Genomic DNA, 23,865 nt, shown 5'->3' with positions numbered 1-23,865 from the left:
CGCTGGGTTGCTCGGCGGCTGTGGCTGGCATGCCTACAAGCCCTGTGCAGCAGCAGCCGGGCCGCCATGGCAGCGCATAGAATCGTTGCACCGGCCCGTCGCCGGTGACTCGTGTCATGGAACCGCTGCTATGAAACTAATAGGCTCCACCACCAGCCCCTTTGTGCGCAAAGTCCGCGTCGTGCTGGCCGAAAAGAAGCTGGACTATCAATTCGTCGAAGAGAACCCCTGGGAGCAAGCGCTTTCACCCGGTACGGGCAATCCTCTGGGCAAGGTGCCGCGCCTGGTCATGGACGGCACTGAGGCCATGTTCGACTCGCGCGTCATCGTCGAATATCTGGACACGCTTTCGCCGGTCGGCAAGCTGATTCCGGGCACGGGCCGCGAGCGCGCCGAGGTCAAGACCTGGGAGGCCCTGGCTGACGGCATGCTGGACGCTGCGGTTCTGGTGCGGCTGGAGGCCACCTGGCCCGGGCGCAGCGCAGAGCAGCGCAGCCAGGCCTGGATGGATCGCCAGATGGGCAAGGTCCGGGCCGCGCTCAAGGTCATGTCGCAGGGATTGGGCGAGAAGCCGTTTTGCTGTGGTGGCACGCATCTGACGCTGGCCGATATCAGCGTCTGCTGTGCCCTGGCCTGGCTGGATTTCCGCTTTCCCGAGATGGACTGGCGCGCCGAACACCCGAATCTGGCCGCCTTGCTGGCCAAGCTGGCGGCACGCCCCAGCTTTTTGAACACAGTGCCCCACTGAGTGGCAGCATGTCGTCAAAGAAAAGGCCACTCGGAAGTGGCCTTTTTTGAGGGCATAAAAAAGCTGCGAAGCATCCCGAAACGAATTAAGAGAGGGAGGGAGGAGAAGCGCTCCGGGGATTGTTCAATGGGCGTACCCAAGGGCTTCGCAACTGGAAATTGGTGAATGCAGACCTGTCAGTTCATTGCACTTGACTATCAGATAAGACACTGTTGCAGAAGTTCCAGCCCCCGTGGGTTTCATTTTTGTAACAGTTTGGCAATGCCTGTAGGCAAATCTTGACGGATGCTGCCAGCGCCTCGAAAAGCAGGTGCTCACCAATCTCCAGGCCCTTCGAGCCGCTAGCTGCTTTGCGTTGAGGCGACAGGCCCGAACACCGCAGCCCAGAGCTTGAGTACCGCTTCACGCTGGACTTGGGCCTGCTCTGGCTCCAGCTGTCCGGAGCGCTCATCCAGTCTTGCCACGTGTTGCAGGCGACGCAGCTCGCGGTAGGCCTTGGCTGCTTCGTAGCCCACTGCCTTGGGCAGCAGGCCCGCGTCTTCGGCGCGCTGCAGCAAGGCGATATTGCCCACGTTGGCAATCAACTCGCGGTGTGCACCGGATTCGGCCAGCACCAGGTACTGCACGGCAAATTCCACATCCACCATGCCGCCAGGGCTGTGCTTGACGTCAAACAGGCCGCCGCGTACCGGATGGGCGCCGCGCACCCGCTCACGCATGGTTTCAATCTCGTTGCGCAGCGCCGCGGCATCGCGCGGCGCGGTGATGACGGCTTCGCGCACAGCATCAAAGCGCTGATGCAGGTGCAGATCGGTCGCAGGCTCGCCTGCCGGCGAGGGAAAGTCGCGGCTGCCCAGGACAAAGCGGGCACGCGTCATGGCCTGGTGTTCCCAGGTCCAGGCGGTGTTGCTGCCGCGCTGCTGCTGGTAGTTGGCATAGGACTCGAAGCTGGTCACCAGCAGACCCGAGTTGCCGTTGGGGCGCAGCGCGGTGTCGATCTCGAACAGATCGCCTTCACCGGTCTTGACGGTCAGCCAGTTGATGAGCTTGCGCACATAGGCCGCGTAGACCTCGGGCGCGCGGTCATCGTCGTCATCGAAGACGAAGACGATGTCCAGATCGCTGCCGTAGCCAAGTTCCTTGCCGCCCAGTTTGCCGTAGCCCACGATGCCGAAGCGCGGCGTATCGCGATGGCGGCTCTTGAGCCGGCTCCAGCACCATTGGGCCGTGATGCGCAGCACGCTGTCGGCCAGCGCGCTGAGGTCGTCGGCCACCTGCTCCACGGTAATGCGGCCTTCGATATCGCGCGCCAGCGTGCGAAAGACCTCGGCATGGTGGGCGCGGCGCAGCAGATTGAGCAGGGTTTCGTCGTCGTCCTCTCCCGTCGATTGCAGGGCGGCCAGACGCATGGCCAGCTCGTGCTCGAAGTCTGCTGCGACAAAGCGCTCCTTGAGGATGGCATCGCTGGCCAGCTCGTCGATCACGCCGGGGTGTTGCTGCAGGTAACGTGCCGGCCAGCGTGCCGCGCCTAAAAGATGTAGCAATCTCTCGTGAACTGCCGGGCGTTCCAGCAGCAGCGCGAGATAGCTTTCGCGGCGCAGCAGGGGCTCCAGCCATTGCAGAAAGCGTTTGGCGGCTTCTTCGCCGGACTGGCCGCTTTCCACCCATTGCGCGGTGCGCTCCACCAGCCTGAACAAGCGCGCACGGGCCTCGTCGCGCAGGCCGTTGATGCGGGTGTTGCTGCGCCAGTCGGCGACCTGCCCGGCCAGTGAGGGGGGCAGGGCCTCGATGAGGTCTTCGATGTCTCTGGGCGTGGGCGGTCCACCTGCCGCTGCCTTGGCGGCATTGCAGTGGCCGTTGCTGCATTGCTGTGAGTCACCGCCGAGCAAGGTGTCGAACTCCTGTGCCACCAGTTCGCGGTGCTCGTCGAGCTGGTGCAGAAAGCCGCAGGCATCGTCATAGCCCAGGGTGCGCGCAATCCACAGCAGATCATCGTCGCGTGTGGGCAGCACATGGGTCTGCTGATCGTCCAGATACTGGATGCGGTGCTCCACCTGGCGCAAGAAGATGTAGGCGCGGCTCAGCGCATCGGCAATCTCGGCGCTCATCAGATTGGCCTGCACCAGGCGCTGCAGGGCTTCCAGCGTGGGTCGGCGGCGCAGCTCGGGGAACTGGCCGCCGCGCACCACCTGCAGCAGTTGCACGATGAATTCGATCTCGCGGATGCCGCCGCGCGAGAGCTTGACGTCGTTGGCGCGCTCGGGATGGCCCGCACTGCGCTTGGATGCGTGGTCGCGGATCTGGCGGTGCAGGCTGCGCAGCGAGTCGAACACCGCATAGTCCAGATAGCGGCGGAACACAAAGGGCAGCACCACGCCGCGCAGGGCCTGGACGTTGGGGGTCTGGATATCGGCCAGCGGCGCCACGATGCGGCTCTTGAGCCAGGCAAAGCGCTCCCACTCCCGGCCGTGAATCTGCAGATACTCCTCCAGCGAGGACAGCGAGACGGCGGGGGCGCCGGAATTGCCGTTGGGCCGCAGGGCCAGATCGACGCGAAAGACAAAGCCGTGCTCGGTGGTGTCGCCGATCAGGCTGAAGATGCCTTTGACGGCACGGCCGAAGTACTCGTGGTTGGAAATCACGCCGCGCCCGTCGGCCTGGCCCCGGGTGTCGCCGTCATGTTCGTAGACGTAGATCAGGTCGATGTCGCTGGAGACATTGAGCTCGCGGGCACCTAGCTTGCCCATGCCGATGACCCAGAACTGGACTTCCTGACCTGCCGGCCCCTGAGGCGCGCCGTGCCGGGCATCGAGTTCGGCACGCACCTGGGTGCAGGCACGATCCAGGGCCAGCTCGGCCAGCTCGGTGACGGCCTTGGTCACCACGGCGAGAGGTGCCTGCTGTTCGCAGTCCAGAACGATGATGCGCTCCATCACCAGCTGGCGCAGCACGCGCAGCGCCGCGGAGAGGTCCAGGCTGCGCGACTGCAGCGTGCCCAGGGCCTGCTCCATCAGGGAGCGGTCGGGGGCTCCCGGCGGCAAGACGTCAAACCAGTTCTCGTAACGGCGGTGAAGGCGCTGCACAAAGCGCGAGTACTGGGCCGGGGAAGGAACGTTGAGGGCGTTTTCTGCCATTGCTTGCTCTGGGGACTGCATGCGGACCGTAAAAAATGGTGTCAGGCAGGCAGGTAATCAGCTCGGCAACGTGTGGTTACCGAAACGCGCACGGGGCGCCGGTCATAATTCCTGCCATTGCTAGGCCACCGATGATCGAACCGAAACCACTCCCAACTCGCCAAATTCATCGGCTGGCCAGCTTGGCACGGTGGTCTTTGGGACTGGTCCTTAGCCTGTGGCTGCTGCTGGCCACCGTGTGGGGGGTGCTCCATTTCTGGATTGTGCCGCGAATCGAGCAGTGGCGTCCCGAGCTGGAATCCCTGGCCTCACGCAGCCTGGGTATACCGGTTTCCATAGGCCGGCTGCATGCGTACCGATCGGGTCTGGTGCCGACTTTCGAGCTGGGCGATGTGGTCCTGCATGACCCTGCGAACAAGAGTGAGGCCTTGCTGCTGCCCAAGGTGGTGGTGGCGGTCTCCGCCCATTCGCTGATGACCCTGGGCGTGGAGCAGATATACCTTGAAGCGCCGGATCTGACGGTCCGCCGCGATGCCGACGGCCAGATTTTTGTCGCCGGCATTGCCGTGTCATCCGATCCGGGGCATGGGGGCGACTCCGACTGGATCTTCTCCCAGCCCGAAATCGCCATTCGCAGCGGCAAGCTGCAGTGGGTGGACGAGCTGCGTCATGCCGCGCCCTTGCAACTGCAGGATGTGGATCTGGTGCTGCGCAACAAGCGCTGGCATCACTCCCTGCGGCTGGATGCCACGCCGCCAGAGGGCTGGGGCCAGCGCTTTACGGTCATGGGCAATTTCAAGGAGCCTTTGCTGTCGGTGCATGAAGGGCGTCTGGAGCGCTGGAGCGGACAGGCCTATCTGGACTTCACGCATATCGACCTGTCCCATCTGGGCCAGTATCTGGATCCGCAGGACTGGAAGCTGCAGCAGGGCAAGGGCTCGGTCAGGGCCTGGCTGGATGTGGAGCGCGGCCAGCCCGTGGGCGGGGTGGCCGATGTCGCCGTGCAGGCGTTGCAACTTCAATGGCGGGACAGACCTGAGCCCCTGGCCCTGCAGGCCTTGCGCGGGCGCCTGCGGGCCAAGAATCAGAACGGTTACCAGTTTTCCGTCCAGGGATTGCAGTTCACGGCCGAGGACGGCCTGAACTGGCCCAGGGGCGATTTCAGCCTGCGCTATGTGCCCACCGGCGCTTCCGAGCAGGGCAGCCAGGGCGAGCATGGCGACGTTCAGGCCGATGGCATCGACCTGGCCATTGCGGCGCAGATGCTGCAGCGTCTGCCCCTGCCGCAGGCCGTGCAGACCCAGCTCAAGGCGCTTTCGCCGGCAGGACAGCTGAGTGATCTCAAGTTGTCATGGCGCGGACCTCTGCAGCAGCTGGCGCAGTACAAGGCTTCGGGGCGGTTCGAGCAGCTGGGATTGCGCTCCCAGGCTTCGCAGGAGGGCCCTCACAGCATAGGCATTCCAGGCGTGCGGGGCTTGAGCGGCAAGTTCAGCCTGGACCAGGACAGCGGCGAGGCTACGCTAACCAAGGCGCCGGCCGTCAATCAGGCCATGCTGAGCTTTCCCGGCGTGTTTGAAGACCCCGACATCCCGTTCGATCAGCTCGACAGCCTGGTGCGCTGGCAGTTGCTGGACAAGGGCCGGACCATCAAGGTGCAGGTGCCCCGGCTGCGTTTCGCCAATGAGGACACGGCTGGCCAGGCCCAGGCCAGCTGGCAGTCCGGTGCAGGGACCAAGGAGCAGCCGCGCTTTCCGGGGCTGCTGGATCTGCAAGGGCAGCTCAGCCGCGCCAAGGGGGAGCGCATTTATAGCTATCTGCCCCAGGATCTGGGCAGCGATGCGCTGCGCTATGTGCGCGAGGCCATCACCACGGGTCAGGCCAGCGCGGTGAACTTCCGCGTCAAGGGCGAGCTCGAGCATGTGCCGTTTGAAAAACCGGGCAAGGGCGAATTCCACATCAGTGCCCAGATGCATGATGTGAACTACCAGTTCGTGCCCGGCTATCTGCTCGGGCCCGGTGAAAAGCCCTGGCCGCCGCTGACCAGGCTGTCGGGCGAGCTGGTGTTCGAGCGCAACTCCATGCAGGTGCGCAAGGCCAAGGGCTTTCTGGGGCATACCGCCATCGTGGTTGATGAAGCGCAGGCCGGAGTGGCCGACTGGAACCTGACCGAGGTGGAGGTCAACGCCAAGGCTCATGGAGCCCTGGGCGATATGCTGAATCTGGTTCAAGGCTCTGCCCTGTCTGCGCTGACCGCCCACGCGCTGGATAGCAGCAAGGCCACGGGCAATGCCAAGCTCAGCCTCAGGCTGCATCTGCCCACCATGCATATGGAGCGCAGCAAGGTACAGGGTGAAGTGGCGCTGGCGGGCAATACGCTGCAGCTGATGCCCGAGGTGCCCGCGCTCAGCCAGTTGCGCGGCAATGTGCAGTTTTCGGAGACCGGCTTTCAGCTCTCGGGTGTGCAAGCCAAAGCGCTGGGCGGTGATGTGCGCATAGAGGGCGGCATGAAGCCTGCCGCCGATGCCGCCACGGCTGCGGTGCAAGTGCGTGTGGACGGTATTGCCACCGCCCAGGGCCTGCGAGATGCCAGGGAGATGAGCGATTTGGCGGCTTTGGGCAAGCATCTGCAAGGCCAGGCCCGTTATGGCTTGCAGATCAAGGTGCTGCACAGCGTGCCGGAAATCAGTCTGCAGTCCGACCTGCAAGGCATGGCGGTCATGTTGCCAGCTCCTTTGGGCAAGGCGGCCGACAGCTCCCTGGCCTTGCGTGTCAACCGCACAGTGCCAGCCGTGGCCAGGCCGCTGACCGATCAGTTCAGCGTGCAATGGGGCAATCAGGCCGCAGCCTTGCTGGAGCGCGATATCAGCGGGGCGCAGGCTCGCATCACACGCGGCAGCCTGGAGCTGGTGGAGGCGGGCAAGGCGGAAGCCGCTTTGCCGCCTGCGGGCCTGCAGGCCAGGGTGCAGCTGCCGGTGCTTGATCTGGATGCCTGGAGTCGTTTGTGGCCCGATGGCACAGGGGGCGCTGCCGATGGTCCCGGTGCCGAGGAAGAGAGCTGGCGCCAGTTTGTGCCGCAGCAGTTGGCGCTCAAGGCGCGCGAGGTCAAGCTCCATGGCCGCTCGCTCAATGATGTGTCCCTGCAGCTCAGCCATGCCAACAGGGTCTGGACCAGCCAGATCCAGGCACGCGAGCTGGCGGGGCGTGTGGAGTATCGCGAGTCATCTGCGCAGGAGCCGGGCGGCCTGGTCATCGCCAAGCTCTCGCGTCTGAGCATTCCCGACGGCCCGGACGACGGGCTGGATGCTGCTGCTGCGGAACAGAGCGGCAATGTGCGCGAGTTACCGGCATTGCAGGTCAGCGTGGACGACTTCCAGCTGGGCAAGCGTTCGCTGGGCAAGCTGGATGTGGTGGCGCGCAATCAAGGGCTGTCCGCCGGCGCGGGGCAGCGCGAATGGCAACTGTCGCGCTTCAATATCAGCACTCCCGAGGCGACGTTGACGGCCCAGGGCTCCTGGGGGCTGCGCTCCAGTGACAAAAAGCACCCGGGTCAGACCCAGCTGCAGTTCCAGCTCAATCTGCGCGATGTGGGCAAGCTGCTCAATCGCTTTGACATGCCTGGCGTGGTTGCCAATGGACAGGGTCAGCTGCAGGGTGAAATCAGCTGGACAGGAGCGCCCGTGACGCCGGAGTTCAAGACCATGTCCGGCGCTGTACATCTGGAGGTGCAAAAAGGCCAGTTCCTCAAGGCCGATCCGGGGCTGGCCAAGCTGCTGGGCGTGCTCAGCCTTCAGTCCTTGCCCAGGCGGCTGACGCTGGACTTCCGCGACGTGTTTCGCAACGGCTTCTCGTTCGACTTCATGCGGGGCGATGTCACCATAGAGCGCGGCATAGCCAAGACGAATAACATGCAGATGAAGGGCGTGAACGCGGCCGTGCTGATGGAGGGCTCTGCCGACATCGACAAGGAAACCCAGGACCTGCATGTGGTGGTGGTGCCGGAGATCAACGCCCTGTCCGCCTCCCTGGTCGCCACGGCCATCAACCCCGTGGTGGGGCTGAGCAGCTTTCTGGCCCAGATGATTTTGCGTGGCCCGCTGATTGCGGCCACGACCAAGGAGTTCCATATCCACGGCAGCTGGGAAGACCCGCAGGTGACCGAGCTGCCCAGGCGCAGCGTGCCCAAGGCCGGTGCCGACGGTGTCGACAAGCCGCCCGCTGCCGCTCCAGGCTCACAGGAGAAGCCATGAAGATTGCCGCTCTACAAATGGTCTCGGGTCAGGATGTCGCCGCCAACCTGGCGCAGGCACGCAGCCTGATGCAGCAGGCCGCCGCCCTGGGCGCGGAGCTGGTGGTGTTGCCCGAGTATTTCTGTGCCATGGGTGCCAGGGACACCGACAAGCTGGCCTACCGGGAGGCTTTTGGCCAGGGGCCGATCCAGGACTTCATGGCCGCTGCCGCCAGGCAGCTGGGGCTGTGGGTGGTGGCCGGCACGCTGCCGCTGCAGGCCGCTGACGACAGCCACGTGCTCAACACCAGCCTGGTCTATTCACCCGGCGGCGAATGCGTGGCCCGCTACGACAAGATCCACCTGTTTCAGTTCGACAACGGGCGCGAGAGCTATACCGAGGCGGCCGTGGTGCAGGCGGGCAGCCAGCCCGTGGTCTGCGACATACAGGCCAGAAATGGCGTGAGCTGGCGCCTGGGCCTGAGCGTCTGTTATGACCTTCGCTTTCCCGAGCTGTACCGCGCGCTCAGCGCACAGGGGGCCGATCTGCTACTGGTGCCAAGTGCCTTCACCTACACCACGGGCCAGGCGCACTGGGAGGTGCTGCTGCGGGCGCGGGCGATAGAGAACCTGGCGTATGTGCTGGCGCCGGGCCAGGGCGGCGTGCATGAAAACGGTCGTCGCACCTGGGGCCACAGCCTGCTGATCGATCCCTGGGGCGAGGTGCAGGGCCTGCAGGCCAGCGGCGCCGGCGTGGTGGCGGGAGAGCTCAATCGTGACCGCTTGCTGCAGGTGCGCCAGCAATTGCCGGCCTTGAGCCATCGTGTGCTGTGACTGATCCGCTCAATACCACTCTTGACGAGCTGCCCGAGGACCATCCTGCGCATTGGCCCTGGCGGCGCTGGCGCATGGCCTGGAAGCGCTGGTCGCTATGGACCTTGCTGGTGGCACTGGTGGTCAGCATGCTGGTCACCATGGTCTGGCTGGCCGGACGCTATGAAGCATCGCAGGTGCAGGAAAAGCTGGAGCGCGATACCGCCAATGCCGTTGGCGATATCCGTGCAGCGCTGGGACGCAATCTGCAGGACCTGCTGGCGCTGAGCGCCTACAGCGGCAAGCACTCGAGCTGGCGTGAGCATGCGAGCGAGCTGCTGCAGCAGCGCCGTGACCTGATGCGCATCGAGTGGCGGGGCGAAAACATGCGCCTCATCGAGCATGCAGAGACGCCTTATCGCACCCTGCTGGTCGAAGACGAAAGCCATTTGCCCGAGCTGCATTCGGGCGAGGCACTGACCTGTACCCAGGCCAGACGCGTCAACGGGCCATCGTATTCGCCCAGCCGCTTCCAGCTGCTGGGCGAGGGCCTGGGCACGGAGACCATGCAGGTCTGCATGCCGCTGACGGAGAACGGCCATGTGGTGGGCTATGTGCTGGGCACCTACAGCCTGCAAGGCATTCTCATGGCCCAGGTGGGCAAGTCCCTGCCGCGCACCCAGGAGGTTTCGTTCACCGAGCCGGACGGCACGCGTCTGGCCATGGTGGGGGCGGCCTGGCGCGGCTCGCGCATGTTCACGGCCCAGCAACTGCTGGATTTGCCCGGCAACACCCTGGTGCTGCGCATGGACAGCTGGCATCACGCGCCCAGCGTCTTTCCGAATGTGATGACGGCGCTGGTGACAGGCATGTCGATCGCGCTGGTGACCGTGGTGGTGGTGCTGGTGCGCGACAACCGTCGCCGCCTGCGGGCGGAGCGAGATCTGGGCGATGCGCTGGCCTTTCGCAAGGCCATGGAGGACTCCCTGGTCACGGGCATGCGTGCACGTGACCTCCAGGGCCGCATCACCTATGTGAACCCGGCCTTTTGCAATATGGTGGGCTTCAGTGCGCAGGAGCTGCTGGGCCTCAATGTGGCGCCTTACTGGCCGCCCGAGCTGGCCCAGGAATATGTGAGCCGGCGCGATCAGCGCCTTGCCGGCTTGCTGCCCACACCGCGCCAGGGCCACGAGAGCGTGTTCATGCGCAAGGACGGCTCGCGCTTTCCGGTGCTGATTTTCGAGGCACCGCTGATCACCGCCCAGGGCCAGCACACGGGCTGGATGAGCGCCTTCATCGACATCAGCGAGCAGCGCCGCATGGAGGAGATGTCGCGTGCCTCTCAGGAGCGCCTGCAGGCCACGGCACGCCTGGCGACCGTGGGTGAGATGGCCTCCATGCTCAGCCATGAGCTGACACAGCCGCTGGCCGCCATTTCCAGCTATGCCACGGGCTCGCTGAATCTGCTCGAGCATGAGCCTAGCGACCCTCATGCCCCGCATATCAAGGACTTGCGCATGGCTCTGGAGCGCATCAGCTTTCAGGCCGATCGCGCGGGCAAGGTCATCAAGAGCGTGCGCGATTTCGTGCGCCGGAGAGACAATTCCAAAGAGGTGGTGCCGCCCGTGGAGCTGATCGATGCCGTCATGCCTCTGGTCTATCTGCAGGCGCACAAGCTCAATGCAAATGTGCAGCTGGAGCTGGAGCCCGATCTGCCGGGGGTGCTGTGCGATGTCACCATGGTCGAGCAGGTTCTGCTCAATCTGGCGCGCAACGGCATGCAGGCCATGGACCTGCCCGAGCTCAAGGAGAGGGTGTTGACCATGGCTGTCAGGCGCAGTTCTGACGGTAATAACGCGCGTTGGGTAGAATTTTCCATCATGGACTGCGGCGCCGGCATTTCTTCGGAAGTCGCCGAGCAGCTGTTCACCCCCTTCTTCACCACGCGCACCGAAGGCATGGGCCTGGGCCTGAGCCTGTGCCGCACGGTGGTGGAGCAACATGGTGGTCGCCTTGATTACCGCCCGCACCTCCCGCAGGGCACGGAGTTTGTCTTCACGCTTCCGGCCCACAGGGAACCCAGAAAGAACTAGGCTTCATGGAACCTGTCACCGACGCTACCGTCTACGTTGTGGACGACGATGCCGATGTCCGAGAGGCATTGGCATGGCTGCTGCGTTCGCGCCGATTGCTGAGCGAGTGCTATCGCAACGCCGAAGAATTCGAGCAGGCCGTGCTGCAGACCACCCCCGTGACGCGCCGGCCCTGTTGCCTGCTGCTCGATATGCGCATGACGGGCATGAGCGGCCTGTCGCTGTTCAACCGCATGCTGGAGCGCGGCCAGATCGAGGCCATGCCCGTGATCTTTCTGACCGGACATGCCGATGTCCCCACGGCCGTGGATACGGTCAAGCGCGGTGCCTTCGACTTTTGCGAGAAACCGTTTTCCGACAACGCGCTGGTGGACCGTGTGGAGCAGGCTCTGGCGCTGTCTGCCGAGCATCTGGCCGCCTTGCAGGCGCGCGAAGAGGTGCGCAGCCGTTTGGACGAGCTGACCGATCGGGAAAAGGACGTGATGAAACTGGTCGTCGAGGGCGTACCGAACAAGCTGATCGCCGATCAGCTCGACATCAGCGTGCGCACCGTGGAAGTGCACCGCGCGCGGGTCTTCGACAAGATGCAGGTCAAGTCGGCCGTCGAGCTGGCCAATCTGCTGCGCAACGCCTGAATAAAAGCCTCCGAGACCAGCAAAAAAGCCCCGCCAAGCGGGGCTTTTTTGCTGGTCTCGCGCTGGCTTATTGAGGCGCACGTTCGCCCACGAAGATTTCCACGCGGCGGTTGCGCGCACGGCCTTCGTTGGTGGCATTGGAGGCCACGGGCTGGTGCGAGCCCATGCCCTGCACCTGGATGCGGGCGCCGTTGACGCCGCGCGATGTCAGATAGTTGCGGGTGCTCTCGGCGCGCTGCAGCGACAGAGGGTTGTTGATGGCATCGGAGCCTGTGCTGTCGGTGTGACCGATGATGCGCACTTCTGCGTTGGGGTTGTTGCGCAGACCTTCGGCAAAGCGATCGAGGATGGGGGCGAAGTTGCCCTTGATGTCGGCGCGGCCGGTGTCAAAGGAAATGTCGCTGGGGATGTCCAGCTTGAGCTGGTTGTCCGCAGTCTGTGTCACGCCCACGCCTGTGCCCTGGGTCGCGGCTTCCATTTCACGCTTTTGCTTCTCGAGGTTCTGCGACCAGATATAGGAGCCCAGGGCGCCGACACCGGCACCGATCAGTGCACCCTTGCCGGCATGGCCGCCAGCAATGGCTCCGATGGCAGCGCCGCCCAGCGCGCCCACGCCTGCACCGGTGGCAGTACGACGCGTGGTGTCCGACATGCCGCCGGTATTGGCGCAGCCGGTGATCAACAATGCAGAGGCCAGAGCGGCCGTCACAGCCATTTGTTTGCGCATAGAAAACTCCTTAGTTTGATAAACGACCCGGAGGGTCTTGCAAACCAGCTTCGCGTAAAAGCTGCAAGGCCACGAGCGTACTGCCAAGAGAAGGCAAAAAAAGTAGGACGTGGGCCAGCGAGCGGTTTCTGATGCAAAAGATTGTCACATCCGGCCCGCGCTGCAGTGGCTGCAGCGCCATGGGCTAAGCTCGATTAGAGCGATCTTGTTCGGGGTCTGCAAGCACTTCTTTGTGCGGCGCCGGCTCGACCGGGGCCGGCAACTCACCCTTTTTTCGACCCGAGAACATGGTCCACCACACAATAGCGACCAAAATGGCCAATGCCAGCAGTGCTTCAAGCAAAATCAGACCCATGAATTTCCATCTCCTGCGCCGAGCTTCACTGGCGCTGATTGTAGGAACCCTGGTGGCATGCACCACCACCAAGCAGCAAAACGACCCGGCACCGGTGCCAGAGATGGCTCCGCATGGCGGGCCGGCTTCCGCAGCCAAGCCGCCGTTCACCGCCAATGTACCGACTAAAAGCCGCTGGGTGGCGGTGGACTGGGGCGAGCTGCCCGGCGTACCCCAGGATTCTCTGAACGAGGCCTGGAATGCCTGGATCAAGAACTGCGAGCGTCCCAGCACCGTGTTTGCGAATCTGTGCGGCGAGGTGCGCCGCCTGAGCATTGCCTCGGAAGACGAGCAGCGCAGCTGGATGATGAACACGCTGCAGCCCTATCGCATCGAAGCGACCACGGGCAGCCCCGACGGCATGCTGACCGCCTATTACGAGCCCCTGTACGAGGCGCGCCGGGTGCAGGGCAACGGCTTCAATGTGCCCATCTATCAGGTCCCGCAGGGCTTTGGCAAGCGCAAGCCCTGGTTCACGCGCCAGCAGATCGACACCAACCCCGAGGCGCAGGCCGCGCTGGCCGGCCGTGCCATTGCCTGGCTGCGCGACCCGGTGGACATGCTGGTGCTGCATATCCAGGGCTCGGGCCGGCTGATGCTTACCGAGGCCGACGGTCGCCAGCGCATGATCCGCGTGGCCTATGCCGGCACCAACGATCAGCCCTACAAGAGCGTGGGCCGCTGGCTGCTCGACCAGAACCTGGTGCGCGACGCCACCTGGCCCGGCATCAGCGCCTGGATTGCCGCCAATCCGTCGCGGGTCAACGAGATGCTGTGGAGCAATCCGCGCTATGTGTTCTTCCGCGAGGAGGCGCTCAATGACTTCGATGCCCAGTTCGGCCCCAAGGGCGCGCAGGGCGTGGCGCTGACGCCGGGCCGCTCCATTGCCGTGGACCGCAACAGCATCCCCTACGGCACGCCGGTCTGGCTGTCCACGCCCGGCCCCACCGTCTCGCTCAACCGCCTGGTGTTTGCGCAGGATACGGGCAGCGCCATTCTGGGCGCCGTGCGCGCCGACTATTTCATGGGCTGGGGGGCCGAGGCCGGCGATGTGGCGGGCCGCATCAAGCAGCCGCTCAAGCTCTGGGCCTTCTGGCCCAAGGCCCTGGCCGGATCGGCGCCGCATCTGCGCTGATGCAAAAAACAGGAGCTGCAAGCGCTTGTCAGTCAATGGATTTCAATGGATAACTATCTGAAATCCTTGCACTGAAAGCGCTAGCAGCTCTCTTTTAGAGAGCGTCGGTGAAGTAGCGCTGCACCACGGGCGGCTCCTTGCCCTTGTGAAAGCTCAGCTTGCGGTCGCGCAGCGCCACATCGGCGGTCGTCACGCGCTCGAAGCGGCGCAGGTGCTCGGTCCAGGACTCGTCGGTGATCTGCTCCACGAAGCGCTCGGGATGGCTCATGCTGTGCAGCAGGCTCCAGGACAGCGCGCCCTGGCGCAGGCGGCTGCGCCGGCTCAGCTGCATCAGATCGCGGAAGGCGCCGGCCCTGGCCGGATCGATCAGGTACTCGATGGTCACCACCACGCGGCCGGCTTCGGGCGGCAGCGCGGCCGTCGGCGGCGTGAAGGCGCGCGACGGGCTGAGGTCTTCCTCGATGTCGCGGTCCGGGTTCAGGCGCTGCACGATCAGCAGGGCCGTCAGCCCGCTGACGGCGGCCACGGCCATGCTGATCTGCACCGAGCCCAGGCTGGCGACCTTGCCCCAGATGGCGGCACCAATCGCCGTGCTGCCCATGATGGACATCTGGTAGATGGACATGCCGCGTGCCCGCACCCAGTTGGGCAGGGCCATCTGCGCGGCCACGCCCAGCGTGTTGGCCGTGGCCAGCAGGGCCATGCCCGAGAGCATCATGCCCGGCACGGCCACGGCGATATGGGGGGCGAAGGCCACGGTCAGCGTGGCCAGGCTCTGCGCGGCCACACCGGCCAGCACCGTGCGCTCGCCCGACATCATCTGGCGTATGCGCGGCAGCAGCATGGCGCCCAGGATGGCGCCCGCGCCCATGGACGCCAGCAGCAGCGTGAAGGTGCCGGCGCTGCCGCTGCTGGCCGTGCCGTGGTCCAGGCGCTGGGCCGTCAGCGGCAGCAGCGCCATGATGGCGGCGGCCTGCAGAAAGTAGCAGACGGTGCGCAGCAGCACGGCATGCATGCGCGGCGACTCCTGGATGAACTGCAGACCCACCCGCATGGCCGAGCCCAGGCGCTCGCGGCCCAGCGGGTTGGCAGGCTGCTGGCGCTTCCAGCGCAGCAGCACAAAGCCCGAGACGATGGACAGAGCTGCGTTGAGCACGAACACCCAGGCGCTGCCCAGGCTGGCAATCAGGGCGCCCGCCACCAGTGGGCCGATGATGCGCGAGGCATTCATGGCCACGCCGTTGAGCGCCATGGCAAAGGGCAGGTGGTGCTTGGGCACCAGCTCGGGGATCAGCGCCGAGAACACCGGCCAGCGCATGGCCAATCCGATGCCGTTGGCAAACACCAGGGCCAGCAGCAGATAGGGCGTCAGCTGGCCCGAGAGCACGGCCAGGCACAGCAGCAGCGCCACGGCGGCGACCCAGAACTGGGTGACGATGAAATAGCGGCGCCGGTCCAGAATGTCGGCCAGCGCGCCGCTGGGCAGGGCCAGCAGCAGCACCGGCAAGGTGGAGGCCGATTGCACCAGCGCCACCAGCACGGGCGAGGTGGTCAGCGATGTCATCAGCCAGGCGGCCGCCACATCGTTCATCCACATGCAGATATTGGCCGTCATCCAGATCATCCACAGCATGCGGAAGGTGGGGGTGGCCAGTGGTGTCCAGACGCCCGGGGCCGCGGCAGGCGGCGCGCCGCCGTCATGCATGGCCGAGGGATCTTCCAGCAGCTTGCCTGCTGGGACCTGGCCGGATTCTGAAATGTTTGGGGGGTGGGAAGCGCGTGCTGCGGAATCATCGTGGGCCATGGTGCACGATTCTGTCGCAGGAAAGTTGTGCTGACAAATACGTAGTTTCTCAAACCTGCCCGGCCCGGCGCTCAGTGCTGGTCATGCACTGGATGCTATCTATATGTGAGCTTATGGCGCTTGTTCAATAATGATTTCAATATAGATTGAGTCTGTATCGCTTATGAATAAAGCGGTACATGCTTCACTTTTGAAGGATGCCGGCCTGGAGCGGGCGGCACTCAGGCGGCACTCAGGCGTGCGTCAGCGTGCTGGGCAGCGGCAGCGCGCTGCTGGACTTCACTTCGCCCAGCGAGAAAATCGTGTGCACGTCTTTGACGTTGGGCAGGCGCAGCAGCACATTGCGCACAAAGCCGGAAAAGCTCTCCAGATCCCGGGCCACGACCTGCAGCTCGAAGGTGCCCGCGCCGCTGATGTAGTGGCAGGAGGTGACCTCGGGCAGCAGGCGAATCGCTTCCTCCATGCGCAGCGTGATGTCGGCCGTGTTCTGTGCGGCATCCACGCGCACAAAGGCCAGCACGCCCAGGCCCAGCTTGTGGCGGTCCAGCGTGGCGTGATAGCCGGTGATATAGCCCGACTCCTCCAGGGCGCGCACGCGCCGCCAGCAGGGCGCGGCGGACAGACCTACGCGTTGGGCCAGCTCGGCATTGGTGAGGCGGCCGTCCATTTGGAGCTCGTTCAGGATGGCCCAGTCGAAGCGATCAAGTTGATTCATGATTCGAAATTTACAGCAAGATTCTTTCAAAAACTAGGTTAATCCCGGCAATAAAAAGAAAGCTCTATTCAGGGCGTTTTCCGTAAACTTTGGTCAAACAACCCGCGTTCCATGCCTCTGGCGCAGGAATGCCCAAAGCAATATGCTGCTCTGGTAGCCAACAGCTGCCACGGGTGGTCACCCACATGGAGACAAGCCATGAATGCCCCTTTGCCCGATGAAGTCCGTCGTGCCCTGGAGTCTGTGACTCTGGACGACAAATATTCCCTGGCCCGCGGCCGCGCCTTTATGAGCGGCGTGCAGGCCCTGGTCCGACTGCCCATGCTGCAGCGGCTGCGCGATGCGCAGGCCGGACTCAATACCGCCGGCTTCATCAGCGGCTATCGCGGCTCGCCCCTGGGCACTTACGACCAGTCGCTGTGGGCCGCCAAAAAGCATATGGAGGCGAATCACATCGTCTTTCAGCCCGGCGTGAACGAAGAGCTGGGCGCCACGGCCGTCTGGGGCACGCAGCAGCTCGATCTCTATCCCGAAACCAAGAAGTTCGACGGTGTCTTCGGCATCTGGTATGGCAAGGGGCCTGGCGTGGACCGCTGCTCCGACGTGTTCAAGCACGCCAATATGGCGGGCACGGCAAAGCATGGCGGCGTGATTGCGATCGCGGGCGACGACCACATCAGCAAGTCCTCCACGGCCGCGCACCAGAGCGACCACATCTTCAAGGCCTGCGGTACGCCGGTGTTCTTCCCCAGCAATGTGCAGGACATCCTGGACATGGGCCTGCATGCCTTTGCCATGAGCCGCTTCTCGGGCCTGTGGTCGGGCATGAAGACGATCCAGGAGGTGGTGGAGTCCTCCTCCTCGGTCCTGGTGGACCCGGATCGCGTCAACATCATCCTGCCCGAAGACTTTCAGATGCCCGACGGCGGCCTGCATATCCGCTGGCCCGATCCGCCGCTGGAGCAGGAAGCGCGGCTGATGAACTACAAGTGGTATGCGGCCCTGGCCTATGTGCGCGCCAACAAGCTCAACCACAACGTGATCGAGGGACCGAGCGACCGCTTCGGCATCATCGCCAGCGGCAAGGCCTATAACGACACGCGCCAGGCCATGGCCGATCTGGGGCTGGACGAGGACACCTGCCACCAGCTGGGCATCAGGCTGCACAAGGTGAATGTGGTCTGGCCGCTGGAGGCCACCATCACGCGCGATTTCGCGCGCGGCCTGCAGGAGATTCTGGTGGTCGAGGAAAAGCGCCAGGTCATCGAATACCAGATCAAGGAAGAGCTCTACAACTGGCGCGACGACGTGCGCCCCAATGTGGTGGGCAAGTTCAGCGACGAGCATGGCGGCGAATGGTCGCTGCCCAACCCCAGCACCGACTGGCTGCTGCGCCCCACGGCCGATCTGACCCCCGCCATCATTGCGCGCGCCATTGCCCAGCGCCTGAAGAAGCTGGGCGTGCCCGAGCATGTGCAAACGCGCATGCAGCAGCGTCTGGCCGTGCTCGACGCCCGCGAAGCGGCGATCAAGGCGGCCAAGGAAGTCTCCACGGGCGATCGCACGCCCTGGTTTTGCAGCGGCTGCCCGCACAACACCTCGACACGCGTGCCCGAAGGCTCGCGCGCCGTGGCCGGCATCGGCTGCCACTACATGACCACCTGGATGCCCGACCGTCGCACCAGCACCTTCACGCAGATGGGCGGCGAGGGCGTGACCTGGGTGGGACAGGCGCCCTTCACCAAGGAAGCCCATGTCTTCGCCAATCTGGGTGACGGCACCTATTTCCACAGCGGGCTGCTGGCTATTCGCCAGAGCATCGCGGCCGGCACCAACATCACCTACAAGGTGCTCTACAACGACGCCGTGGCCATGACGGGCGGCCAGCGCGTGGGCGAGCGGCCCGAAGGCCATTCGGTGCTGCAGATCATGAACAGCCTGCTCTCCGAAGGCGTGCGCAAGCTGGTCATCGTCACCGACGAGCCCGAGAAATACGATGGCGTGAAGCTGGGCGAGGGCGTGACCGTGCACCACCGCGACGAGCTCGATGCGATCCAGCGCCAGTTCCGCGAGCTCACGGGCTGCACGGCCATCATCTACGACCAGACCTGTGCCACCGAAAAGCGCCGCCGCCGCAAACGCGGCCTGCTATCCACGCCCGACAAGACCGTGGTCATCAACGAGCTGGTCTGCGAGGGCTGTGGCGATTGCTCGGTGCAGTCCAACTGCCTGTCGGTGGAGCCCGTGGAGACCGAGTTCGGCCGCAAGCGCCGCATCAACCAGAACAGCTGCAACAAGGACTATTCCTGCGTCAAGGGCTTCTGCCCCAGCTTCGTCACCGTCGAGGGCGGTCAGCTCAAGAAGCCCAAGCAGGACAAGAAGGGCAGCCTGGAAGCCCTGCCCAATATTCCCGAGCCCATCGTGCCCGTGGCCGAGCAGGCCTGGGGCATCGTGGTGGCCGGTGTCGGCGGCACGGGCGTGATCACCATCGGTTCGCTGCTGGGCATGGCCGCACACCTGGAAGGCAAGGGCGTGGTTACGCAGGATGCGGCCGGTCTGGCGCAAAAAGGCGGCTCCACCTGGAGCCATATCCAGATCGCCAACCGCGCCGATGCCATCTACACCACCAAGGTGGACATGGCCAAGGCCGATCTGGTCATCGGCTGCGACCCCATCGTGGCGGCCACGCCCACCACCTTGTCCGTGATGCAGCCGGGGCGCACCTATGTGGCGCTCAACAGCCATGCCGCGCCCACGGCCAGCTTTGTGGGCAACCCCGACTGGCAGTCGCCTGCCGCACGCTGCGCCACGGCGCTGGCCGAGGCCGTGGGTCATGGCGCCCTGGGCAGCTTCGACGCCGAGAAGGCCTCCACGGCCTTGCTGGGCGACAGCATCTACGCCAACCCCATGATGCTGGGCTACGCCTGGCAAAAGGGCAAGGTGCCGCTGAGCCATGCCTCGCTGATGCGCGCCATGGAGCTCAACGGCGTGCAGGTGGCGCGCAACCAGGAGGCCTTTGAATGGGGCCGCCGCTGCGCCCACGATCTGGAGGCAGTGCGCGCTCTGTATCAGGCATCGCAGGTGATCCAGTTCGTCAAGAAGCCGTCGCTAGCGGAAATGCTGGACAAGCGTGTGGAGTTCCTCACGGCCTACCAGAACGCGGCCTATGCCCAGCAGTACAGCGACTTCGTGGCCAAGGTGCGCGCGGCGGAAGAGCCGCTGGCCCAGGGCACGCGCCTGTCCCAGGCCGTGGCGCGCTATCTGTTCAAGCTGATGGCGTACAAGGACGAGTACGAGGTGGCGCGTCTGCACACCGAGGCGGCGTTCACCCAGAAGATCAGCGACATGTTCGAGGGCGACTACAAGCTCGTGCATCACCTCGCGCCCCCCGGTTTCGCCAAGAAGGACGCGCAGGGCCATCTGCTCAAAAAGTCCTATGGCCCCTGGATGCGCAAGGCCATGGGCTGGCTGGCCGGCATGAAGGGACTGCGCGGCACGGCACTCGATCCCTTCGGTCGCACCGAGGAGCGCCGCACCGAGCGCGCCCTGATCGTCGAATACCGCCAGTGCATCGACACCTTGCTGGCAGGTCTGACGGCTGACAAGCTGGCGCTGGCTGTGGAGATCGCCTCCATCCCCGAAGACATTCGAGGCTACGGCCATGTGAAGGAGCACCATCTGGCGGCTGCGCGCATCAAGTGGCAGTCGTTGATGACGCGCTGGAATGGCTCGGCTGCACCCGCTGCACCAGCGGTCAAGCTGATGGCAGTGAACTAATTGCGCCGAGGCGCATCACAACAAGGCCGGGGCGACCCGGCCTTTGTATTCATGGCCAAAGGCGCGACGCTGGTGGCACTATCTGATTGATAGTTGCAAGCGCTTGTATTGACTGATATTCAAATATAAAACATTAAAAAATAATACAGGTAGTGCGCTGATAGCTATGCTTTTTGTAGGTGTTGTTGATGTGGGACGGGAGGTCCGCATCGCATCAGGGAATGCCTGTGCTGCGCGGCTGCCCATGCCAATCTTGGGCACAAGCCAGCCGAATACAATGTCCCGCTGACCTGGCGAGATCGCGCAAGTGCGTGCCTGCCGGGACCTATTCCTGACAAATTCACTCTTTCGGAGTCTTTTTCGTGTTCATTTCTTCTGCTTTCGCCCAGACCGCTCCTGCCGCCGCTGCTGAAGGCGGCTTCATGGGTTCGCTCACCGGCATGCTGCCTCTGGTGCTGATGTTCGTGGTGCTGTACTTCGTGATGATTCGTCCCCAGATGAAGCGTCAGAAGGAACACCGCTCCATGATCGAGGCGCTGGCCAAGGGTGATGAAGTGGCTACCGCCGGCGGCATCATCGGCACCGTGACCCGTATGGCCGAGCAATTCATCTACATCGAAGTGGCCTCCGGTGTGGAAGTCCAGATCCAGCGCTCCGCTGTGGTGCAGGTGCTGCCCAAGGGCACGGCCAAGTAAGCCTGCCTGCTGTGGATTTTGAGGGGTACGGCGCTCGAGCAGAGTGCGCGTACCCGTTGTGCGTTGCTGTAAAACAAAGAGCGCGATCATGAACCGATACCCGGTCTGGAAGTACGCGATCCTCGTGATCGCGCTGCTGGTGGGGGTGCTCTACACCCTGCCCAATTTCTTTGGTGAAGCGCCTGCCGTGCAGGTGTCCTCGGCCAAGTCCACCGTCAAGGTGGACAACGCTGTGCTGCAAAAGGTGGAATCTGCCTTGAGCGCGGCCAGCGTCAAAGCCACTTCAATGTCGCTGGAAGGCACTTCGGTGCGCGCCCGCTTCGATACGCCTGATGAGCAGCTCAAGGCCAAGGACGTCATCGAGAAGGCTCTGGTTGCCGATCCCACCGACCCCTCCTACATCGTGGCGCTGAACCTGGTGTCGCGCTCGCCCGACTGGCTGACGGCCATCGGCGCCAAGCCCATGTATCTGGGCCTGGACCTGCGCGGCGGCGTGCACTTCATGCTGCAGGTGGACATGGCAGCGGCCCTGACCAAGAAGGCCGAGAGCTATGCGGGCGATCTGCGCTCTTCGATGCGCGACAAGAACATCCGTCACGGCGGTGTCAGCCGCGACGGCAACAACGTCACCATTCGCGTGCGCGACGAAGCCACGCTGACGGCGGCGCGCAACCTGATTACGGATCAGTTCCCCGATCTGGTGGCCGCTTCCTCGCCCGATGGCACTGGCTTCAAGCTGGTGGCCTCGATCAAGCCCGAGGCCCTGCGCAAGGTGCAGGAGCAGGCGCTCAAGCAGAACATCGTCACGCTGCACAACCGTATCAACGAACTCGGCGTGGCCGAGCCTGTGATCCAGCAGCAGGGTCTGGACCGCATCGTGGTGCAACTGCCCGGCGTGCAGGACACGGCCAAGGCCAAGGACATTCTGGGCCGTACCGCCACGCTGGAAGTGCGCCTGGTGGACGAGTCCGCCGAAGCGCGTGCTGCCGAGATGGGCTCCGGCCCCGTGCCTTTCGGCTCCGAGAAATACCTGGACCGCAACGGCCAGAGCATCATCGTGCAAAAGCAGGTGATCCTGACCGGTGAGAACCTGACGGATGCCCAGCCCGGTTTTGACAGCCAGACCCAGGAGCCCACCGTCAACCTGGTGCTGGATGCCAAGGGCGCGCGCATCTTCAAGGACGTGACGCGCGAGAACATCAACAAGCGCATGGCCATCATCCTGTTCGAAAAGGGCAAGGGCGAAGTGGTGACGGCTCCCGTGATTCGTGGCGAAATCGGCGGCGGCCGCGTGCAGATCTCGGGTCGCATGACTACGGCTGAAGCCAACGACACCTCGCTGCTGCTGCGCGCCGGTTCGCTGGCCGCTCCCATGGAGATCATCGAGGAATACACCATCGGCCCAAGCCTTGGCGCCGACAACATCGACCGAGGCATCCACTCCGTGGTCTGGGGCATGGTGGCCGTTGCTGCCTTCATGTGTGTCTATTACATGCTGTTCGGCGTGATCTCCACGATCTCTCTGGGCATCAACGTGTTGCTGCTGCTGGCCATTCTGTCCATGCTGCAGGCCACGCTGACCCTGCCCGGCATTGCCGCCATGGCGCTGGCGCTGGGTGTGGCCATCGACTCGAACGTGCTGATCAACGAGCGCATTCGCGAAGAGCTGCGTGCCGGTGCCTCGCCCCAGGCGGCGATCCATGCCGGTTACGAGCATGCCTGGCACACCATTTTGGACTCGAACGTGACCACCCTGATTGTGGGTCTGGCACTGCTGGCCTTTGGTTCTGGTGTGGTGCGTGGCTTTGCCGTGGTGCACTGCATCGGCATTCTGACCAGCATGTTCTCGGCCGTGTTCTTCTCGCGTGGCCTGGTCAATCTCTGGTATGGCGGTCGCAAGAAGCTCAAGAGCCTTGCCATCGGTCAGGTCTGGAAGCCTGAGGGTGAGGGTCACCGTTCCGTGGCCGGCCGCGGCGGCAACAACTAAGGAGGAAGATCATGGAGTTCTTCCGCATCAAAAAAGACATTCCGTTCATGAAGTACGCGTTGGTCTTCAACGCGATTTCCTTCATCACCTTTGCGCTGGCCGTTTTCTTCCTGTTCTCGCGCGGCCTGCATCTGTCCGTGGAGTTCACGGGCGGTACGGTCATGGAAGTGGCCTACACCCAGCCTGCCGACATCGGCAAGGTGCGTGAAACCGTTTCCAAGCTCGGCTATGCCGATGTGATCGTGCAGAATTTCGGTACATCCAAGGATGTGATGATTCGTCTGCCCGTGCAAAAGGGCGTGACGACTGCTCAGCAAAGTGAGCGGGTGATCACTGCACTGAAGGCCGAGGATGCAGAGGTCACGCTGCGCCGCACCGAGTTTGTCGGCCCGCAGGTGGGCGATGAGCTGATGCACAACGGCCTGATGGCGCTGGGCATGGTGGTGCTGGGCATCATCATCTATCTGGCCTTCCGCTTCGAGTGGAAGTTCGGTGTGGCGGCCATCATTGCCAACTTGCACGACGTGATCATCATCCTGGGCTTCTTTGCCTTCTTCCAGTGGGAGTTCTCGCTGTCCGTGCTGGCAGGCGTGCTGGCCGTGCTGGGCTACTCGGTCAACGAGTCCGTGGTGATCTTCGACCGTATCCGGGAGGCCTTCCGCAAGTTCCGCAAGCTCAGCACCCACGAGGTGATCGACCACGCCATCACGTCGACCATGAGCCGGACCATCATCACTCACGCCTCGACCGAAGCCATGGTGCTGTCCATGTTCTTCTTTGGCGGCCCCAGCCTGCATTACTTTGCACTGGCGCTGACGATCGGTATCTTGTTCGGTATCTATTCTTCGGTGTTCGTGGCGGCTGCCATTGCCATGTGGCTGGGCGTCAAGCGCGAAGATCTGGTCAAGGCTCCAGCCAAGTCCGGGCCGCAGGATCCGAATGATCCCAACTCGGGGGCCGTGGTCTGAAGCTTTGACCATTGC

General features: G+C 63.9%; 15 protein-coding genes. 10 read left to right on the top strand and 5 right to left on the bottom strand.

The genetic code is table 11. The annotated features are described in order from the left end of the window. The first annotated feature begins 130 nt into the window (after positions 1-130). On the top strand, positions 131-748 hold the full coding sequence (locus QYQ99_RS10695; RefSeq protein WP_302092609.1) for a glutathione S-transferase C-terminal domain-containing protein: 618 nt from the start codon (positions 131-133) through the stop codon (positions 746-748). A 341-nt stretch (positions 749-1,089) separates the two neighbouring features. Here the strand turns inward: QYQ99_RS10695 and glnE are convergent, their stop codons facing one another. Further along, positions 1,090-3,882, bottom strand: a complete 2,793-nt coding sequence (gene glnE / locus QYQ99_RS10690; protein ID WP_302092608.1) for a bifunctional [glutamate--ammonia ligase]-adenylyl-L-tyrosine phosphorylase/[glutamate--ammonia-ligase] adenylyltransferase — start codon at positions 3,880-3,882, stop codon at positions 1,090-1,092. Between the two features lie 197 nt (positions 3,883-4,079). On the opposite strand from glnE, the gene QYQ99_RS10685 reads away from it, so the two are divergent. From QYQ99_RS10685 to QYQ99_RS10670, 4 genes are read left to right on the top strand one after another with little or no spacing between them, the layout of a single operon-like run. Continuing rightward, entirely contained in the window at positions 4,080-8,129 is a 4,050-nt protein-coding gene (locus QYQ99_RS10685; RefSeq protein ID WP_302092607.1) for a YhdP family protein, read from the top strand. Then, the gene (locus tag QYQ99_RS10680; protein WP_302092606.1) at positions 8,126-8,941 is read left to right on the top strand and encodes a carbon-nitrogen hydrolase family protein; all 816 of its coding nucleotides are present in this window, start codon (positions 8,126-8,128) and stop codon (positions 8,939-8,941) included. Before QYQ99_RS10685 ends, QYQ99_RS10680 begins: the two co-directional genes overlap by 4 nt. After that, positions 8,938-11,013, top strand: coding sequence for a two-component system sensor histidine kinase NtrB (locus QYQ99_RS10675; RefSeq protein WP_302092605.1), 2,076 nt, complete (start codon positions 8,938-8,940; stop codon positions 11,011-11,013). The genes QYQ99_RS10680 and QYQ99_RS10675 overlap by 4 nt, the downstream gene beginning before the upstream one ends. 5 nt (positions 11,014-11,018) lie before the next feature. Further along, complete coding sequence (locus QYQ99_RS10670) at positions 11,019-11,648, top strand: response regulator transcription factor (protein ID WP_302092604.1); 630 nt, start codon at positions 11,019-11,021, stop codon at positions 11,646-11,648. Between the two features lie 67 nt (positions 11,649-11,715). Here the strand turns inward: QYQ99_RS10670 and QYQ99_RS10665 are convergent, their stop codons facing one another. Further along, positions 11,716-12,375 (bottom strand): OmpA family protein, encoded by a 660-nt coding sequence (locus QYQ99_RS10665; RefSeq protein WP_003066797.1) that lies wholly within the window; start codon positions 12,373-12,375, stop codon positions 11,716-11,718. Between the two features lie 184 nt (positions 12,376-12,559). Continuing rightward, positions 12,560-12,730: a hypothetical protein gene (locus QYQ99_RS10660; RefSeq protein WP_003072234.1), complete on the bottom strand. Its 171-nt coding sequence runs from the start codon at positions 12,728-12,730 to the stop codon at positions 12,560-12,562. On the opposite strand from QYQ99_RS10660, the gene mltA reads away from it, so the two are divergent. Continuing rightward, a complete protein-coding gene (gene mltA / locus QYQ99_RS10655) occupies positions 12,729-13,904 on the top strand; it encodes a murein transglycosylase A (RefSeq protein ID WP_302092603.1) in 1,176 nt (391 codons plus the stop codon). The genes QYQ99_RS10660 and mltA overlap by 2 nt on opposite strands. Positions 13,905-13,998: 94 nt before the next feature. Here the strand turns inward: mltA and QYQ99_RS10650 are convergent, their stop codons facing one another. After that, positions 13,999-15,708 carry an MFS transporter gene (locus tag QYQ99_RS10650; protein WP_302092602.1) on the bottom strand — a complete coding sequence of 570 codons (1,710 nt, stop codon included), beginning with the start codon at positions 15,706-15,708 and terminating at the stop codon, positions 13,999-14,001. Positions 15,709-15,940: 232 nt separating this feature from the next. Next, on the bottom strand, positions 15,941-16,423 hold the full coding sequence (locus QYQ99_RS10645) for an Lrp/AsnC family transcriptional regulator (protein WP_003060152.1): 483 nt from the start codon (positions 16,421-16,423) through the stop codon (positions 15,941-15,943). Between the two features lie 198 nt (positions 16,424-16,621). Between QYQ99_RS10645 and QYQ99_RS10640 the strand changes: the two genes are divergently transcribed. The 4 genes from QYQ99_RS10640 (at position 16,622) to secF (ending at position 23,850) form a co-directional block, all read left to right on the top strand. Beyond that, complete coding sequence (locus QYQ99_RS10640) at positions 16,622-20,200, top strand: indolepyruvate ferredoxin oxidoreductase family protein (RefSeq protein WP_302092601.1); 3,579 nt, start codon at positions 16,622-16,624, stop codon at positions 20,198-20,200. A gap of 362 nt (positions 20,201-20,562) precedes the next feature. After that, positions 20,563-20,895 (top strand): preprotein translocase subunit YajC, encoded by a 333-nt coding sequence (gene yajC, locus QYQ99_RS10635; RefSeq protein WP_302092600.1) that lies wholly within the window; start codon positions 20,563-20,565, stop codon positions 20,893-20,895. A gap of 88 nt (positions 20,896-20,983) precedes the next feature. Further along, on the top strand, positions 20,984-22,882 hold the full coding sequence (secD, locus tag QYQ99_RS10630; protein ID WP_302092599.1) for a protein translocase subunit SecD: 1,899 nt from the start codon (positions 20,984-20,986) through the stop codon (positions 22,880-22,882). Between the two features lie 11 nt (positions 22,883-22,893). After that, complete coding sequence (secF, locus tag QYQ99_RS10625) at positions 22,894-23,850, top strand: protein translocase subunit SecF (RefSeq protein ID WP_302092598.1); 957 nt, start codon at positions 22,894-22,896, stop codon at positions 23,848-23,850. The last annotated feature ends 15 nt before the right edge of the window (positions 23,851-23,865 follow it).

Origin of the sequence: Comamonas testosteroni, from assembly GCF_030505195.1 — a bacterium.
Lineage (GTDB): Bacteria > Pseudomonadota > Gammaproteobacteria > Burkholderiales > Burkholderiaceae_C > Comamonas > Comamonas testosteroni_G.
Note: the sequence above shows the minus strand (reverse complement) of the source record. Positions and strands in the feature narration are given on the sequence as shown.